This window comes from Actinomyces gaoshouyii (genome assembly GCF_002076915.1).
GTDB lineage: Bacteria > Actinomycetota > Actinomycetes > Actinomycetales > Actinomycetaceae > Actinomyces > Actinomyces gaoshouyii.
Map to the genome: position 1 here is coordinate 976,414 of NZ_CP020468.1, position 16,396 is coordinate 992,809.

Genomic DNA, 16,396 nt, shown 5'->3' on the forward strand with positions numbered 1-16,396 from the left:
CGCCGTACATGGCGCCCATCACCACGTACCCGCCGTCGAGTTCCCGGAGGCCCGCGACAATGACACCTCCATCGTCCCCGCGCGATCAGGCGCGCGAGGCGGGCAGCGGCGGCAAGGCCCTCGCGCCGGAGCCGCTGCTCGCCTCCGTCCACGGGCCCGAGGACCTGCGCAGGCTGACCTCCGACCAGCTCGTCGAGCTCGCCGCCCAGATCCGCGCCTACCTGGTGGCCAGCGTCTCGCGTACGGGCGGGCACCTCGGCCCCAACCTCGGCGTCGTCGAGCTGACGATCGCCCTGCACCGCACCTTCCGCTCCCCAGCGGACTCCCTCGTCTTCGACACCGGCCACCAGGCCTACGTCCACAAGCTGCTCACGGGCCGCCAGGACTTCTCGGAGCTGCGCTCGCGGGGAGGGCTGTCGGGCTACCCGGACCGCGGCGAGTCTGCCCATGACGTCGTGGAGAACTCGCATGCCTCCACGGCGCTGTCCTGGGCGGACGGCATCGCCCGGGCTAACCGACTGCGGGGCCGGGAGGACCGGCACGTCGTCGCCGTCATCGGCGACGGGGCGATGACGGGGGGGATGGCCTGGGAGGCCCTCGACAACATCGCGGACTCGGGGGACAAGCACCTCGTTATCGTCGTCAACGACAACGGCCGCTCCTACGCCCCGACCATCGGCGGGCTCGCCCACCACCTCGACGCCCTGCGCACCAACCGAGGCTACGAGCGCATGCTCTCGGGGATCAAGCGCGGCCTGCTGGCCCAGGGAGCGCCGGGTCGCGCCGCCTTCGACGCCCTCCACGGCCTCAAGGCCGGCATCAAGGACGTCCTGGTCCCCTCGGCGTTCTTCGAGGACCTCGGGATCAAGTACACCGGCCCGGTGGACGGCCACGACATCACCGCCCTGGAGTTCGCGTTGACACGGGCCAGGGAGTACTCCGAGCCCGTCATCGTCCACGTCATCACCGAGAAGGGCCGCGGCTACACCCCCGCCGAGGAGGATGTCGCCGACCGCTTCCACGCGGTGGGGCGCATCCACCCCGAGACCGGCCTGCCCGTCGTGCCCTCCGCCTTCGGCTGGACCGCCGTCTTCGCGGAGGAGATCCTCGCGCTGGCGCGCCGCGACGAGCGGATCGTGGGGGTCACCGCCGCCATGCAGCAGCCGGTCGGCCTCCAGCCGCTGGCCGACGCCATGCCGGAGCGGGTCATGGACGTGGGCATCGCCGAGCAGCACGCGCTCACCGCCAGTGCCGGGATGGCCTTCGCCGGGCTGCACCCCGTGGTCGCGCTGTACGCGACCTTCCTCAACCGCGCTTTCGACCAGATCCTCATGGATGTTGCCCTGCACCGGGCCGGGGTGACGATCATGCTCGACCGCGCGGGCTTGACGGGCAACGATGGGGCCAGCCACAACGGCATGTGGGACATGGCGCTGCTGGGCCACGTGCCGGGCCTGCGCCTGGCCGCGCCCCGCGACGAGGCCACGCTGCGCGCCTGCGTGCGCGAGGCCGTGGGCGTCGATGATGCCCCGACGGTCGTGCGCTACCCCAAGGGCGCGCTGCCCGAGCCTCTGCCCGCCATCCGCACGCTCGGGGGGGACGACGGCGTCTTCGGCCAGGTCGATCTGCTTCTGGAGAACCGCACGGGCGAGAACGACCAGAGCGCCGGTGACGATGGGGGCCGGGCGCTCGGCGCCCCGATCCTCCTCGTCGGCGTCGGCTCCATGGCCCCTGCCGCGCTCGCCGCGGGCCGATCCCTGGCCGCCGAGGGCCGTGACGTGATCGTCGTCTCGCCCCGGTGGGTGGTCCCCACCCCGCGCGCCCTGACCGACCTCGCCCTGGCGGCGGGCCGCGTCGTCGTGGCCGAGGACGGGCTGGTCGACGGCGGCGTCGGCTCGCAGTTGCGCGATGCGATGGACGAGGCCCTCGACGCGCTGGCAGCCGAGGGCGGGGACGGCTCTCGCGCTGCCGCCCCGCTGCCGCCCCCGACCACGCGGATCGGGGTGCCGAGGAGATTCGTGCGGACCTGTGACAGGGCCACCCTCCTGGAGGAGTTCTCCATGACCGCTGAGGGCATCGCCGCCGCCGCCCGCGCGCGGCTCTAGCCGACAGGGTCGGGTCTGCGCGCCTGGCCGCGCCGGCCCTCCGGGAGGGGCCGGGCTCCGAGGGGCTCGGTGCGTCGTCGCCCTGCTCAGAAGACCTCGGCACATGGGACGGGCGTCCTATTGCACTCATGTGCCCGCGCTATCCTCCCCCGTGGGGACGGGTGAAGACCGCAGGCTATCCGATGTCTGACGGTGTGGGCCGGGATAATGCTACTTCAGGACTAAAGGCCTAAAATCCGGTGGTCTAGAACGCTGTGTGAGTCATCGCACCGATGAGCCCCCGATCGTCGTGGTCGCACCGGGGTCGAAGGGCCTACGCTTGGAGGGACGGCGCAACGATGTACCGCCACGCCTCACAAGGGCGATGACTCATCCGGGCGGGACCGCCGCCCACATACAGGAGGACACGGATGACAACTGAGGTCACTTCATCCACCACGGCGGAGGGCACCCCGACCGACGCATGGGAGGGATTCGTCGCCGGCCCGTGGACCGAGGACATCGACGTCCGCGACTTCATCCAGCGCAACTACACCCCCTACGACGGCGACTCCTCATTCCTCGCCGGTGCCACGGACAAGACCCTCCGCCTGTGGAACACCCTGGAGGAGAAGTACCTCAAGGAGGAGCGCAAGGTCCGCATCCTCGACGTCGACACCCACATCCCCTCGGACATCGACGCCTTCGCCCCCGGCTACATCAGCGAGGACGACGATGTCATCGTCGGCCTCCAGACCGACTCCCCGCTCAAGCGCGCCATGATGCCCAACGGCGGCTGGCGCATGGTCGCCCAGGCCATCAAGGAGGCCGGCAAGGAGGTCGACCCGGAGGTCGCCAAGATCTTCACCCGCTACCGCAAGACCCACAACGATGCGGTCTTCGACATCTACACCCCGCGCATCCGCGCTGCGCGCTCCAGCCACATCATCACCGGCCTGCCCGACGCCTACGGCCGCGGGCGCATCATCGGTGACTACCGTCGCGTGGCCCTCTACGGCGTCGACCGCCTCATCGAGCTCAAGGAGATCGCCAAAGACAAGGTGGCGGACCAGCCCTTCTCCGAGCACTGGGCCCGCTACCGCGAGGAGCACTCCGAGCAGATCAAGGCCCTCAAGAAACTCAAGAAGATGGCGGCCGACTACGGCTTCGACATCTCCGGCCCCGCCAAGAACGCCCACGAGGCGGTGCAGTGGACCTACTTCGCCTACCTCGCCTCGGTGAAGTCCCAGGACGGCGCCGCCATGAGCATCGGCCGCCTGTCCGCCTTCCTCGACTGCTTCTTCGAGCGCGACCTCAAGGCCGGCGTCATCGATGAGACCCGCGCCCAGGAGCTCATCGACAACATCGTCATGAAGCTGCGCATCACGCGCTTCCTGCGGACCACCGACTATGACCAGATCTTCTCCGGCGACCCCTACTGGGCGACCTGGTCCGACGCCGGCTTCTCCGACGACAACCGCCACATGGTCACCAAGACCTCCTTCCGCCTCCTCCAGACCCTGGTGAACCTCGGTCCTGCACCGGAGCCCAACATCACCATCTTCTGGGACGAGAAGCTCCCCAAGGGCTACAAGGACTTCTGCGCCTACATCTCCATCACGACCTCCTCCATCCAGTACGAGGCCGATGAGCAGATCCGTGAGCACTGGGGCGACGACGCCGCCATCGCCTGCTGCGTGTCCCCGATGCGGGTGGGCAAGCAGATGCAGTTCTTCGGCGCCCGAGTCAACTCCGCCAAGGCGCTCCTGTACGCCATCAACGGCGGTCGCGACGAGATGACCGGCAAGCAGGTCGTCACCGGCCTGCCCGGCATCGAGGGCGACGGCCCCCTGGACTTCGACGAGGTCTGGGACAAGTACGAGAAGATGCTCGACTGGGTCGTCGCCACCTACGTGGAGGCCCTTAACATCATCCACATGTGCCACGACCGCTACGCCTACGAGGCCATCGAGATGGCGCTGCACGACTCCGACATCGTGCGCACCATGGGCTGCGGCATCGCGGGCCTGTCGATCGTCGCCGACTCGCTGAGCGCCATCAAGTACGCCAAGGTCACCCCGGTGCGCGATGAGACCGGCCTCGTTGTCGACTACGTCACCGAGGGCGACTTCCCGATCTACGGCAACGACGACGACCGCGCCGACGACATCGCCGCCACCGTGGTCCACACGATCATGTCCAAGATCAAGGCGCAGCCCATGTACCGCGACGCGATCCCGACCCAGTCCGTGCTGACGATCACCTCGAACGTCGTCTACGGCAAGGCCACCGGCTCCTTCCCGTCCGGCCACAAGAAGGGCACACCCTTCTCCCCGGGCGCGAACCCGGAGAACGGCATGGATACGCACGGCATGGTCGCCTCTATGCTCTCCGTCGGCAAGCTCGACTACAACGACGCCCTCGACGGCATTTCACTGACCAACACCATCACCCCGCAGGGCCTGGGCCGCACGCTCGATGAGCGCGTGGCCAACCTCGTGGGCATCCTCGACGCCGGCTTCGTCCCGGACGACTGCGCCGAGGTCTGATCGCTCCGCGCGATCCCCAGGACCATCACGGCTCAGAACACAACTCACCACACAGAAAGGGGCAGACATGCCCACTTACGAAGAGCGCCTCGAGTCCATGAAGGCGCAGCGCCAGGGCAACGGCGGCGTCAAGGGCCTCTACCACGCCAACATCAACGTCCTGGACCGCAACACCCTTGAGGACGCGATGGAGCACCCGGAGAACTACCCGAACCTCACGGTTCGTGTCTCCGGCTACGCCGTCAACTTCGTCAAGCTGACGCGCGAGCAGCAGCTGGACGTCCTCAACCGCACCTTCCACGCCGGCGCCTGATCCGGCAGGGGGCAGGGCTCAGATGACTGAGACCATGATCCCCGCGGCGCTGGGCGGCCGGGACCAGGACTTCCTGGCCCCGGCCGCCCGTCTGCGCGGGGCGGGCATCGGCGGGCTCGAGGAGCTCACCGACATTCAGCGCTCAGAGCGACTGGTGCGCATGCGCGAGGGAATCCTGGGTTCCATCCACTCCTGGGAGCTCGTCACAGCGGTGGACGGTCCCGGAACGCGGATGACCATCTTCCTCAACGGCTGCCCGCTGCGCTGCCTCTACTGCCACAACCCGGACACCTTCCTCATGAAGGACGGCGAGCCGGTCGAGGCCAACGAGCTCCTACGCCGCATGAAGCGCTACAGGAACGTCTTCAGGGCCTCGGGCGGCGGCATCACCCTCTCCGGCGGAGAGGTGCTCATGCAGCCGGCCTTCGCGGCGCGGCTCCTGGCCGGCGCCAAGGCGATGGGGGTCCACACCTGCATCGACACCTCCGGCTACCTCGGGCGCAATGCCACCGACGAGATGCTCAACAACATCGACCTCGTGCTCCTGGATGTCAAGAGCGGGGACGAGGAGACCTATAAGCGGGTCACCGGCCGGGAACTTGCCCCTACCATCGCCTTCGGCGATCGCCTGGCCGCCAAGGGCATTGAGATCTGGGCGAGGTTCGTCCTCGTTCCGGGGCTCACGGACAGCCCTGAGAATGTGGAGAATGTCGCACGGATCATCGAGCGCTGGGGCTCGGTGGTCAGCCGCGTCGAGGTGCTGCCATTCCACCAGATGGGCACCGATAAATGGGATGCCCTGGGGCTGGACTACAAGCTGCGCGACGCGCGGCCCCCCGAGCCCGAGCTCGTGGAATCGACCCGTGCGATCTTCCGCTCCCGCGGGTTCACGGTGCACTGAGGATCGCACGCCCATCGGCGCCGGAGGAGCTCACAGCATCGGTCAAGGTATGGCACAGGACGCCATCATGTGATGCTCCTGCCGTATCTTCCGGCAGCCGGTGATCCGCTCGGCGCTCCTCAGCGCCGGACGGCATGCCCGGGCGCGGATCGGCGGCTGCTCCGACTCGTAGAGAACCTGATCCCCCGCCGGGGTGAGAAGAGCCCTCACCGTGCTCTCCGCATCCGTGAATCCGCCTGCCCGCTAGGACTCAGTGGAGCAGATCGGCTGGGAGGCCTTCTGCGATACGGCGAACGAGGCGGGGCGCACGCCCCCCATTGAGCAGGGACGTCCGGGATCGCTTCGACCTCGCACAGGGGAGCCGCCAGTCGTGGGGCCGCAGGGATGTGCGCAAGGCCCTGCGCAACGAGGCGATGCGCTTCGTCGATGAGACGGCCCGCGCCCAAGAGGTGTTCACCGAGCTCTACGAAGTACTCCTTGAGACCGGTGAGCGCGACGGCTTCAGGCCGGCACCCGAGCGGACCTACCGGACGATGCTCGCCGACGTGCGGGAGCTCAAGAGCAAATTCACCCGGAGCGGCCCCGTCGATGCGCCTGGCGCGTGGGATGTCCCGGTCAAGTCCAGCGTGCACAAGACCCTCGCCATGGCCCTGGGCGCCAAGCGGGCGGCCGGGCCTCTGGGCCGAGCGGAGCGCTAGACGGCCCGGCGCAGCGCTCGGGACAGGGGATCGGCGCATTGCTCGATCTGCCAGGGCCTGGCATCGAGGTCCTCCAGCCGGGCCGAGACCGCATCCGGGTCGATTGCGGGGTGCCCGCCCCGGGCCATCTCATGACCGAGGTCCCAGGCGAGCCGGCGCTGAGACTCGGGGGCGAGGAGCAGCTCTTGGGGCACACGGATCCTCTCGCCATGCGCACGCACGCAGGAGCGGACGATGTCGAGGAGCTGCGCGGCCTCGGGGTGGTGACGCGCCCAGGATCGGGGCTGGGGAAGATCGCCGGGTGCGAGTGGGGCGCGCAGCGGCGGAAGCTCGTCGTCGGGAAGGCTGAGGGCCCGCTCCACCGCCCGCCACCACACCTCGGAATGCTGGCGCGCTTGGCGCGAGGAGAAGTCCTTGAGAGCGAAGAGCTTGCGGCGGGAGGTCGGGCAGGCGATCGCCGCGGACACGACGGCGCGGTGGGGAAGGACCCTCGACGGCGTCCGGTCGAGCTCGACGGCGAGATCCTCCCGGGCGGTCCACACCTCCCGCAGCACCGCTAGCGAGCGCTGGGAGCGCACGGCAGTGCCCGCGCGTGGCGTCTTGCGCCAGGGATCGACCTTCGGGGCTCTCGGGCCCCGAGTGCGCACCGCCTCGAACTCCTGCATCGCCCACTCGAGCTTCCCCTCATCGGCGAGCTCCGAGGTCAGGGCGTCCCTCAGCTCGGTGAGGAACTCGACGTCGAGAGCGGCGTAGACGAGCCAGGAATCCGGCAGGGGGCGGGTGGACCAGTCGGCGGCCGCGTGGTCCTTGGCCAGCCGTAGGCCGAGCGTCTCCTCGATGACCGCGCCGAGGCCCACATGCTCGCGGCCGAGCAGACGGGCCGCGAGCTCGGTGTCGAAGACCTCCCGCGGGGCCAGGCCGACATCCGCCAGGCAGGGAAGGTCCTGGTCGGCCGCGTGCAGGATCCACTCGGGCCCGTCCAGCGCTGCGGCGAGGGCATCGAGGGGCCCGGCCGAGACCGGATCGATCAGGATGGTCCCAGCACCGGCGCGCCGGAGCTGGATGAGGTAGGCGTCCTGGCCGTAACGGAAGCCCGATGCCCGCTCGGCGTCGACGGCGACGGGGCCGGTGCCATCTTCGATCGCCGAGGCCGCCCGCGCCAGCGCCGCGGGGGAGTCCGTTAGAGGGGGGATCCCATCGGCCGGCCGTCGGTAGGGGACGACCTCGTTGGCGGGCACCGGCTCGTCGGTCGTTCCGAATCGGCTGACCGGTACGGCCCGCCTCACCTGGCCCATCCCGCGAGAGCGAGCATGGGGAAGGCCATTTCGGGCTCATGACCCGCCGCCGCGTGGAGTGCCTGGTACCAGGCGGCCAGGTGCGGGGCGAGATCGGCGGTCGAGGGCGACCAGGAGGCGCGGATCTCCGCATGCGCGCAGGAGTCGGTGAGCTCCAGGCCGCCGAAGGTCTCGGAGACGACCCTGGTGACGGTGCCCACGAGGGCGCGGTGGCCCGCGCCGGCCTCCTCGAGCGCCTCGGACAGCCACGTCCAGGCGGCATGGCCCAGGAGCGGGTCGGAGCTCACCTCGTCGTCGATCCGGGACCGCACCATGACGACGACTCTCAGATCGCCATCCCAGGCGGTCTGCCCGGTAGGATCGTGCAGGACGATGAAGCGGCCCGAGGCCACGGGCGTGCCGGAGTCGGTCTCCTCCGTCTCGGCGGACAGGGCGGCGGCATAGGGGGCGAGTCGATGGGGAGCGGGGACCTCTTCAAGGATGAGGCCGCGGGGCCGATCCGCCTGCCTCATCGATAAGAGCACCTCTTCGAATCGCTCAGGGATCTGGGCGGCCGCTTCCGGGGACGAGGCAGGGCCGTTCGTGTCGTTCACGGGCCCAGGGTACCGGCGCTCAGGCCGAGCCCGCGCTGCCACGCCGCAAGGAACCGCAGCCGGGGGGATATGTCAGGCGACGGTATCGCGGCCCCGGTGCCACCGTCGAGATCATTCGAGAGCGGCTGCGCGGGCGGCCTATCTGCCGCGCACGATGAAATATGCTGCGGATGTCGGATAGCGCCAAGAAAGGGGCTGGGCTGTTCCGCTTGGAAGAATTATTCATCGGGTCATATGAGGCCATCGGGAGAAGAGTCTTGAAGCGATGTATGGGCCTGGCTCGATTCGCCCTGACTCAGGATCGGTCTTTGGAATGCTGCCCGTGACCGCTGGCATCATTGGCTTCACGGGAAGCTATCATCACATCCTCCACGTGAGTTTCTGCCACCCCGGAACGGATGTTCTTGCGTGGCGGCTGCATCGTGGCGCTCATCGGCATCAATGGTTGAAGAAGGAGTGAGATGTGTGAACTCCTGCGGTGGTTCCATGAGCCTGATGACGGGGGATCCTCATTGTCATCAGGCCTATATATGAGCTCTGAGGAGAATTCCTCCACTCGTGGCCCTCGGTCCTGTTCCAGGATTTCTTGAGGTATGAGCGGTCAGCGTTGGGCGATGAGCGTCTGGCCCGCCGCGAGGACGCCGGGGCGGCATGAGCCGACGCCCGCCTCCCCGGGTTCCCACGAGGCGAGGACCTCACCGTGATCTGGTGCCGGGCGCTCCTGGCCGGACAGGTTGACCACGACGATCACGTCATTGTAGGCCACCGTGATGACGTCGTCGGCGTCCTCGACCCTGGGCCATTGCTGGCGCTGCGACCATCCCAGCTCGCGGCGCAGTGCGATCAGGCGGGTGAACCAGTCCAGCATCCGCGTGTGCTCCAGCGTGCCGGGCTCGTGCCAGTCCAGGCGCGAGGCGGCCACCGTCGATGGTGCCTGCGGGTCCGGGATCTCTTCGGCCGACCAGCCGAAATCGGCGAACTCCCGCTTGCGCCCTTGGCTCACGCCCGCCGCCAGGGCGGGGTCGTCGTGATCGGTGAAGAACTGGAAGGGGCGCCGCGTGCCCCACTCCTCGCCCATGAACAGCATCGGCGTGTAGGGGCTGAGCAGTACGAGTGCCGCCTGCCCCGCTAGCGCGTCATCGTCCAGCGAGGCGGCCGGCCGGTCCCCGACGGCCCTGTTGCCCACCTGGTCGTGGTTGGAGGAGAAGATCACGAAGCGCCGGGGGTCCGTGCCCTTCGGGACGGGCGCGCCCCACGGGCGCCCGCGGAAGCCCGACCACGACCCATCGTGGAGGAAGACGCGGGAGTAGGCCTTCAGCCAGGCTCCCGGGGCGGCGAAGTCGGCGTAGTAGCCCTGCGCCTCGCCGGTCAGGCGGGCGTGCAGGGCATGGTGGACATCGTCGGCCCACTGAGCGGTCATCCCCAGCGAGGGCACGCGCGCGGGCGGCGCCTCATCGGTGGGAGTGATGACGCCGACGTCGTTGAGATCGGACTCGGCGATGAGGCCCAGCGGTCGGCCGAGCTCGCCGGACAGCGCCGCGACGGCGTCGGACAGCTCGGCGAGCACATGGCGGGGGGAGTTGTCGACGATGGCGTGGATCGCGTCGAGGCGCAGGGCATCGACGTGGAAGTCCCTCAGCCAGCGCAGAGCCGCATCGATGACATAGGCGCGCACCTGCTCACTGCCGGCCTGGTCGAAATTGACGGCCTCGCCCCAGGGCGTGTGGTGCGCGGCGGTGAAGTAGGGGCCGAAGGCGCCCAAGTAGTTCCCCGAAGGGCCAAGGTGGTTGTAGACGACGTCGAGGCACACGGCGATCCCCTCGCGGTGCGCCGCATCGACGAAGCGCGCCAGGGCCTCGGGCCCGCCGTAGGGCTCGTGGACCGCCCACAGGCTCACGCCGTCGTAGCCCCAGCCCGAGGCGCCCGGCGACGGCGCCAGCGGCATGAGCTCGACCATGTCCACCCCGAGCCGGGCCAGGTGCCCCAGGCGCTGCGCGGCCGCGTCGAGCGTTCCGTCGGGGCTGAAGGTCCCCACGTGCAGCTCGTAGATGACCGCACCGAGCGCGTCCCTGCCCGCCCATCCGTCATCGGTCCACACTCCGGCCCAGGCCGAGGGGTCCACGAAGCGGGAGGGGCCGTGGACGCCATAGGGCTGGCGGGCGCTGCGCGGATCGGGGCGGTCGGGGGAGCCATCGACCCGGAAGGCGTAGTCCGTGCCGGGGGCGAGCGCGCGGGGGCTCATCCACCAGCCATCGCCGACGCGCTCCATGGGCAGCGCCTCACCGGTGGCCGGCAGGCTGAGCTCCACTCCGGCGGCGCCGGGCGCCCACACGGGGACCCGCTCGCCGATGGGCAGGGCGGGGCTCGTCCAGGGGCGGGGCGCGCCCGCAGCGGAGGTCCCGGGCGGGATCATGACCGGGCCTTCTCCTGCCCGTGAGCCCGCGTGCCCTGGGGCGGATCCGCGGCAACGGGGCAGGCCTGGCGCGCCAGGACGACGACGGGCGCGTCGCCCATGAGATCGGCCAAGGGGAGCGTGCCCCCGCCGGTCTCGGCATCGGTGGTCGCCGAGCGCCAGGTCCCCTCGGGCAAGACGATGGAGTGTTCGCGCCAGCCCCCAAGGGTCGCCAGGCGCCTGCCCAGTCGCCGCACGACGACGATGACGTCCTCCTCGCCGTCGAGCGTGCGAGCGAAGGCGAAGGCGTGCGAAGTGGTCACGGGGATCGCCCGGTAACCAGAGCGCGATCCGACGAAGGTCTCGGGGCGGTTCCGGCGCAGGCGCAGCAGCGCGGCGGTCAGCGCGAGCTTCTCCTCGTCCAGTCCGCGCGCGGGGGTGCCGGAGTCCAGGTGGGAGAGCATCCGCTCGAGGCCGCTCTCGCCGTGGTAGTTCACCGGTCGGCGGTTGTCCGGGTCGACGAGACTGGTGCGGGTGATCTCCGAGCCCTGATAGACATCGGCCACGCCGAGCCAGGTCAGGGCGAGGGCCTTGTTCGCCAGGACGATCGCGCGGGTCTCGCGGGCGGTGAGCGAGGCGAAGGCCTCGATCTGCTCGGCGACGGCGGGATCGGTGAGCAGATGGGCGGCGTAGCCGGTCAGCGCCTCCTCGCGGGCGGTGTCCGGACTGGTCCACGTGGTCCAGGTCTTCTGCTCACGGGAGGCCTTGATGAGGTAGGCCGTCAGCCGCTCGGGGGTCATCGGGTCGGCGCTGCCGGGGGCCCAGGTGCCCCACAGCGCCTGCCACAGGAGGATCTCGCTGCGCCCGTCCAGGTCCATTGGCCGCGCCTCAGCGGTCAGGAGGCGAAGCCGATGGATGAGGTCGGTCCACTCGTCGGCGTAGGAGGCCAGGACGTCGAGGCGCGCGCGCACGTCCTCCCCGCGCTTGGTGTCGTGGGTGGTGGAGGTCACCATGGTGGCGGGCCAGGTGGCTTGGACTCGCTCGGCCCAGGCATGAGCCTCATCGGGGTCCAGGGCGAAGCCGGAGGGGTTCCCGCCGACCTCGGTCAGGCTGGTCAGGTGCATCCAGCGGTAGAAGGCGGTGTCCTCGACGCCCTTGGCGGTCACCGCCCCGCAGACCTGCTGGAAGCGGACGATGGCCTCGGCCCGCAGGGGGGAGTCGGACATGCCCTCGCTACCCACGGGCTCGCCGAGCAGGAGCGCGACGACGAGATCGAGGGTCTCGGCCTGATCCTCCTCCAGGCGCTCACGGGCGCGCTCGGCGGAGGCGCGCAGGACGGCGGCCTGCTCGGGGTCGGCCGGGTGCCCGGGAACGATGTAGGCGCGGTAGCGGTCCGCGGCCACGAGCAGTTCGACGAGGCAGGCGTGCAGGTCGCGCAAGGTGTGGTCGCGCAGGCGCACGTCCAGGGAGGTGAGGCGGTCGAGGATGCCCGCGAGCCGATAGACCTCCGCGGCCAGCGAACCGCCGATGACCTCCCGCTTGGCGGTCTCGACGACGCGCGGGTAGTCGATCGGGCCCTCACCGGCGAGCTCGTGCATGAGCATGCCCAGGCGCGCCGAGCCCGCGGGGTCGACCTGCAGCTGGTCGATGCGCCAGGCGGCGTCGTAGCCGGTGGTGCCGGCCACGGACCATGAGGGGGGAAGGGACTCGTCGGGCGCCAGGATCTTCTCCGCGGCGATCCACGCCCGACCGGTGGCCCCGCTCAGGCGCTCCAAGTACCCGCCCGGGTCGGCCAGGCCGTCGGGGTGGTCCACGCGCAGCGCGTCGATCGTGCCGTTCTCGATGAGCTCGGTGATGAGCGCGTGGGAGCCCTCGAAGACGGCGGGGTCCTCCACGCGGATGGCGGCGAGCGTGCCGACGTCGAAGAAGCGGCGGTAGTTCGTCTCCTCGTCACCGACCTTCCAGTACGCCAGGCGGTAGAACTGCTGCTCGACGAGCACGGCCATGGGCAGGGATTCGGTGCCCTCGGCGACGGGGAAGACATGGTCGAAGTAGCGCAGGACCCACTGCTCGCCCCTGTCGGGCTCGGTGGGAACGACGATCCGCTCCAGGCGCAGCTTGTCGTCGGCCAGAATGCGGCCGATGCGCGCCCCCAGGATCGGCATGAGGATCGGCTCATCGACCGACACATCGAACCAGTGCGCGTAGGGGGATTCGGGGCCGTCGCGCAGCACCGACCACAGGGGCAGGTTGGACCAGCCGGGGGTGGGGACGGCCATGTGGTTGGGGACAATATCGACGACGACGCCCAAGCCCGCCTCGTGGGCGGCGCCGGCCAGGCGCTCCAGGCCCTCCCGCCCCCCCATGGGCTCGGAGACGCGGGTGTGGTCGACGACGTCGTAGCCGTGGGTGGAGCCGGGGGCCGCCTGGAGGATGGGGGAGAGGTAGAGGTCCGTGACCCCGAGGCGGGCCAGGTAGGGCAGGAGGGCCCGGGCCGCGTCGAAGTCGAGGTCGGCGCCCAACTGGAGGCGGTAGGTGCTCACGGGGACACGCCGACCCTCGTCTGGCAGGTGCCCGGACCAGGGCGCGTAAGCGGCTGGGGCCGCCTGTGCGGAGGGGGTGTCGGCTGGCGCGTGGCCCTCGCGGGCGCGGCGCGGCCCGGCGTGCTGCGGGGAGGAGAACGAGGGACGGTGATCGGTCATGCTCTCGGGCCTTCTGGGCAGGGCTGGGTCGCGCGGTGGTCAGGGCGGTTGCCCGGACCGTATCAGGAACGCCTCAGGGCTTGGCGGGAAGGACTGCCCGGTTGCGGTCGCCCGTATCCTCGGCCGAGACGAGGAAAAGAATCGAGTGCGCCTCGACGACGACCTGCTGGCCGGCGCGCAGCGTCCCGATATGGACCTCGTCCGTGGCGGGCGCCGTGTCGAGGGCGATCCGCCAGGCCGGCGCATGGTCGGCATCGGGGATGGTGAAGGTGATGTCCTCCCCGGCGGCGTTGATGAGGATGAGGATGGAGTCGTCGACAATGCGCTGGCCACGATCATCGGGCTCGGCGATGGCGTCGCCGTTGAGGAACACGGCCATGGCCCGGGCGTACCAGGTGGCCCAGTCCTCGTCGGTCATGCGCACGCCGGAGGGGCCGAGCCACTCGATCTCGCCCATGTCGGACTCGCCGCCATGGCCCGCGGCCCCGGAGAAGAAGCGGCGGCGTCGCAGTACGGGGTGCTTCTTGCGCAGCCGGATCATGTCGGAGGTGAAGGCGAGCAGCTCCCTGGACTCGCCGTCGAGGTCCCAGTGGACCCAGGTCAACTCGTTGTCCTGGCAGTAGGCGTTGTTGTTCCCGTTCTGGGTGCGGCCCATCTCGTCGCCATGGCAGATCATGGGCACGCCCTGGCTGAAGAGGATGGTGGCCAGGAAGTTGCGGGCCTGCCGGCTGCGCAGCTCCAGCACGGCGGGATCGTCCGTGGGGCCCTCGGCGCCGCAGTTCCACGAGCGGTTGGCGTTGTCACCATCGGCGCCGCCCTCGCCGTTGGCCTCATTGTGCTTCTCGTTGTAAGACACCAGGTCGCGCAGGGTGAAGCCATCGTGCGCGGTGACGAAGTTGACGCTGGCCACCGGCGTGCGCCCGGAGTTCTGGTAGAGGTCCGAGGAGCCGGTGATCCGGGAGGCGAAGTTGCCCAGAGTGGAGGGCTCGCCCCGCCAGAAGTCCCGGACGGTGTCCCGGTAGCGACCGTTCCACTCGCTCCACAGGGCGGGGAAGCCGCCGACGTTGTAGCCGCCATCGCCCACGTCCCAGGGCTCGGCGATGAGCTTGACCTGGGAGAGCACGGGGTCCTGGTGGATGATGTCGAAGAAGGCGCTGAGCTTGTCGACCTCGTGGAACTGGCGGGCCAGGGTGGAGGCCAGGTCGAAGCGGAAGCCGTCGACGTGCATCTCGGTGACCCAGTAGCGCAGGGAGTCCATGATCATCTGCAGGACCGCCGGGGAGCGCATGAGCAGGGAGTTGCCCGTGCCCGTGGTGTCGAAGTAGTGCTCCTGGTCGCCGTCCACGAGCCGGTAGTAGGCGGCGTTGTCGATGCCCTTGAAGGACAGGGTGGGACCCATGTGGTTGCCCTCGGCCGTGTGGTTGTACACGACGTCGAGGATCACCTCGATATCGGCCTCGTGGAAGGCCTTGACCATGGATTTGAACTCCTGGACCTGCTGGCCGGCCTCGCCGTAGGCTGCGTAGGCGTTGTGCGGGGCGAAGAAGCCGATGGTGTTGTAGCCCCAGTAGTTCGACAGGCCCTTCTCCTGCAGATGCGTGTCGTTGACGAACTGGTGGACGGGCATGAGCTCGATCGCCGTGACGCCCAGCGCCTTGAGATGGTCGATGACCGGGCGCTGCGCGAGGCCGGCGTAGGTGCCGCGCAGCTCGGCGGGGATCTCCGGATGCAGTTTGGTCATGCCCTTGACGTGGGCCTCGTAGATGATCGTCTCGTGGTAGGGGTGGGCCGGCGGACGGTCGTGGCCCCAGTCGAAGAAGGGGGAGATGACGATCGAGCGCATCGTGGCGCCGGCGGAATCGGACTCATTGCGGGTGCCCGGGTCGTCGAAGCTGTAGGAGTACAGGCTGGGGGATGGGGAGACCTGGCCGGAGATCGCCTTGGCATAGGGGTCGAGGAGCAGCTTGGAGGGGTCGCAGCGATGGCCCGCCCCGGGGTCGTAGGGGCCGTGGACTCGGTAGCCGTAGACCTGGCCGGGGTGGACCGAGGGGAGGTAGCCGTGCCAGACGCCCGCGTCCACCTCTGTCAGCGGCACGCGGGTCTCGGTCCCGTCATCGTCGAAGAGGCAGAGGTCGACGCCGGAGGCGACCGAGGAGAACAGCGCGAAGTTGGTTCCCGAGCCGTCGAAGGTGGCGCCCAGGGGGGCGGGCCTTCCCGGCCAGACGACCGGCGTGTCGGCGGGCTCCTCAAGGGGAGCGGCGGACTCCGCGGGCTCGGCGGGGGAGGTGGGGGGATCCGTGGGGATCTCGGGAGCGGGGGTCGTCGCGGGCTCAGGGGTCTCGGGGGATGACGACTCGGCCGCCGTCGGCAGTGGTGCGCGAGTCGGTAGGGGGTTGCCCGTGCTGGTGTCCATGGCTGATACCTTGCCACGACGGGGCGCCCGGGAGCGGGACCTTGTGGCTTGACCGCGCGCATGACACGGCGTGACGGAGGTCATGGGCCGGCGGGCGGGGCGGATTTGGCAAGGCCGCGCACCCCCTGCTACGTTTCTGCCGCGCCGCGATACGGTGCGAGCAATGCGGATGTGGCTCAGTTGGTAGAGCATCACCTTGCCAAGGTGAGGGTCGCGGGTTCGAGTCCCGTCATCCGCTCGGGCGATTGGCGCAGCGGTAGCGCGCTTCCCTGACACGGAAGAGGTCACTGGTTCGAACCCAGTATCGCCCACTGTCCCATCGAGGTCCGGGCCGCTGTCGGCGCCCCGGACCTTCTGCGTCGGTCTGACCAGTGTCTTCGGTGGCGGTGGCGCCGGAATCGGCGCTCGCCACCGCTCGGCGACCCGCGCGTTGTCTCCCTCCTCTCCCTCACGTGC

Annotated in this window: 10 protein-coding genes and 2 tRNA genes; 7 read left to right on the forward strand and 5 right to left on the reverse strand. The window is 69.8% G+C overall.

The window, feature by feature from the left end; genetic code table 11:
- Nucleotides 1-59 precede the first annotated feature (59 nt).
- The 5 genes from dxs to B6G06_RS04020 all read left to right on the forward strand — a co-directional run bounded on the left by dxs (nucleotide 60) and on the right by B6G06_RS04020 (nucleotide 6,545).
- Nucleotides 60-2,105: a 1-deoxy-D-xylulose-5-phosphate synthase gene (gene dxs, locus B6G06_RS04000; protein WP_080463413.1), complete on the forward strand. Its 2,046-nt coding sequence runs from the start codon at nucleotides 60-62 to the stop codon at nucleotides 2,103-2,105.
- 410 nt (nucleotides 2,106-2,515) lie between these two features.
- Complete coding sequence (locus B6G06_RS04005; RefSeq protein ID WP_081171073.1) at nucleotides 2,516-4,633, forward strand: pyruvate formate lyase family protein; 2,118 nt, start codon at nucleotides 2,516-2,518, stop codon at nucleotides 4,631-4,633.
- A gap of 67 nt (nucleotides 4,634-4,700) precedes the next feature.
- Nucleotides 4,701-4,946, forward strand: a complete 246-nt coding sequence (gene grcA2, locus B6G06_RS04010) for an autonomous glycyl radical cofactor GrcA2 (RefSeq protein WP_080463415.1) — start codon at nucleotides 4,701-4,703, stop codon at nucleotides 4,944-4,946.
- A gap of 22 nt (nucleotides 4,947-4,968) precedes the next feature.
- On the forward strand, nucleotides 4,969-5,847 hold the full coding sequence (gene pflA, locus B6G06_RS04015) for a pyruvate formate-lyase-activating protein (RefSeq protein ID WP_080463416.1): 879 nt from the start codon (nucleotides 4,969-4,971) through the stop codon (nucleotides 5,845-5,847).
- Between the two features lie 317 nt (nucleotides 5,848-6,164).
- A complete protein-coding gene (locus B6G06_RS04020) occupies nucleotides 6,165-6,545 on the forward strand; it encodes a hypothetical protein (protein ID WP_188640718.1) in 381 nt (126 codons plus the stop codon).
- Here the strand turns inward: B6G06_RS04020 and B6G06_RS04025 are convergent.
- The 5 genes from B6G06_RS04025 to glgX all read right to left on the reverse strand — a co-directional run bounded on the left by B6G06_RS04025 (nucleotide 6,542) and on the right by glgX (nucleotide 15,940).
- On the reverse strand, nucleotides 6,542-7,783 hold the full coding sequence (locus tag B6G06_RS04025) for an HRDC domain-containing protein (RefSeq protein WP_240494100.1): 1,242 nt from the start codon (nucleotides 7,781-7,783) through the stop codon (nucleotides 6,542-6,544). The two genes, B6G06_RS04020 and B6G06_RS04025, sit on opposite strands and share 4 nt — an antisense overlap.
- A gap of 44 nt (nucleotides 7,784-7,827) precedes the next feature.
- Nucleotides 7,828-8,433 carry a DUF3000 domain-containing protein gene (locus B6G06_RS04030; RefSeq protein WP_080463417.1) on the reverse strand — a complete coding sequence of 202 codons (606 nt, stop codon included), beginning with the start codon at nucleotides 8,431-8,433 and terminating at the stop codon, nucleotides 7,828-7,830.
- Between the two features lie 601 nt (nucleotides 8,434-9,034).
- Entirely contained in the window at nucleotides 9,035-10,846 is a 1,812-nt protein-coding gene (gene treZ / locus B6G06_RS04035; protein WP_081171075.1) for a malto-oligosyltrehalose trehalohydrolase, read from the reverse strand.
- On the reverse strand, nucleotides 10,843-13,527 hold the full coding sequence (treY, locus tag B6G06_RS04040) for a malto-oligosyltrehalose synthase (protein WP_081171077.1): 2,685 nt from the start codon (nucleotides 13,525-13,527) through the stop codon (nucleotides 10,843-10,845). The genes treZ and treY overlap by 4 nt, the downstream gene beginning before the upstream one ends.
- Nucleotides 13,528-13,600: 73 nt before the next feature.
- Complete coding sequence (gene glgX, locus B6G06_RS04045) at nucleotides 13,601-15,940, reverse strand: glycogen debranching protein GlgX (protein ID WP_164505193.1); 2,340 nt, start codon at nucleotides 15,938-15,940, stop codon at nucleotides 13,601-13,603.
- A 165-nt stretch (nucleotides 15,941-16,105) separates the two neighbouring features.
- Here glgX and B6G06_RS04050 point away from each other — a divergent pair.
- A tRNA-Gly gene (locus tag B6G06_RS04050) sits at nucleotides 16,106-16,178 on the forward strand.
- A 1-nt stretch (nucleotide 16,179) separates the two neighbouring features.
- Nucleotides 16,180-16,251, forward strand: a tRNA-Val gene (locus B6G06_RS04055).
- The last annotated feature ends 145 nt before the right edge of the window (nucleotides 16,252-16,396 follow it).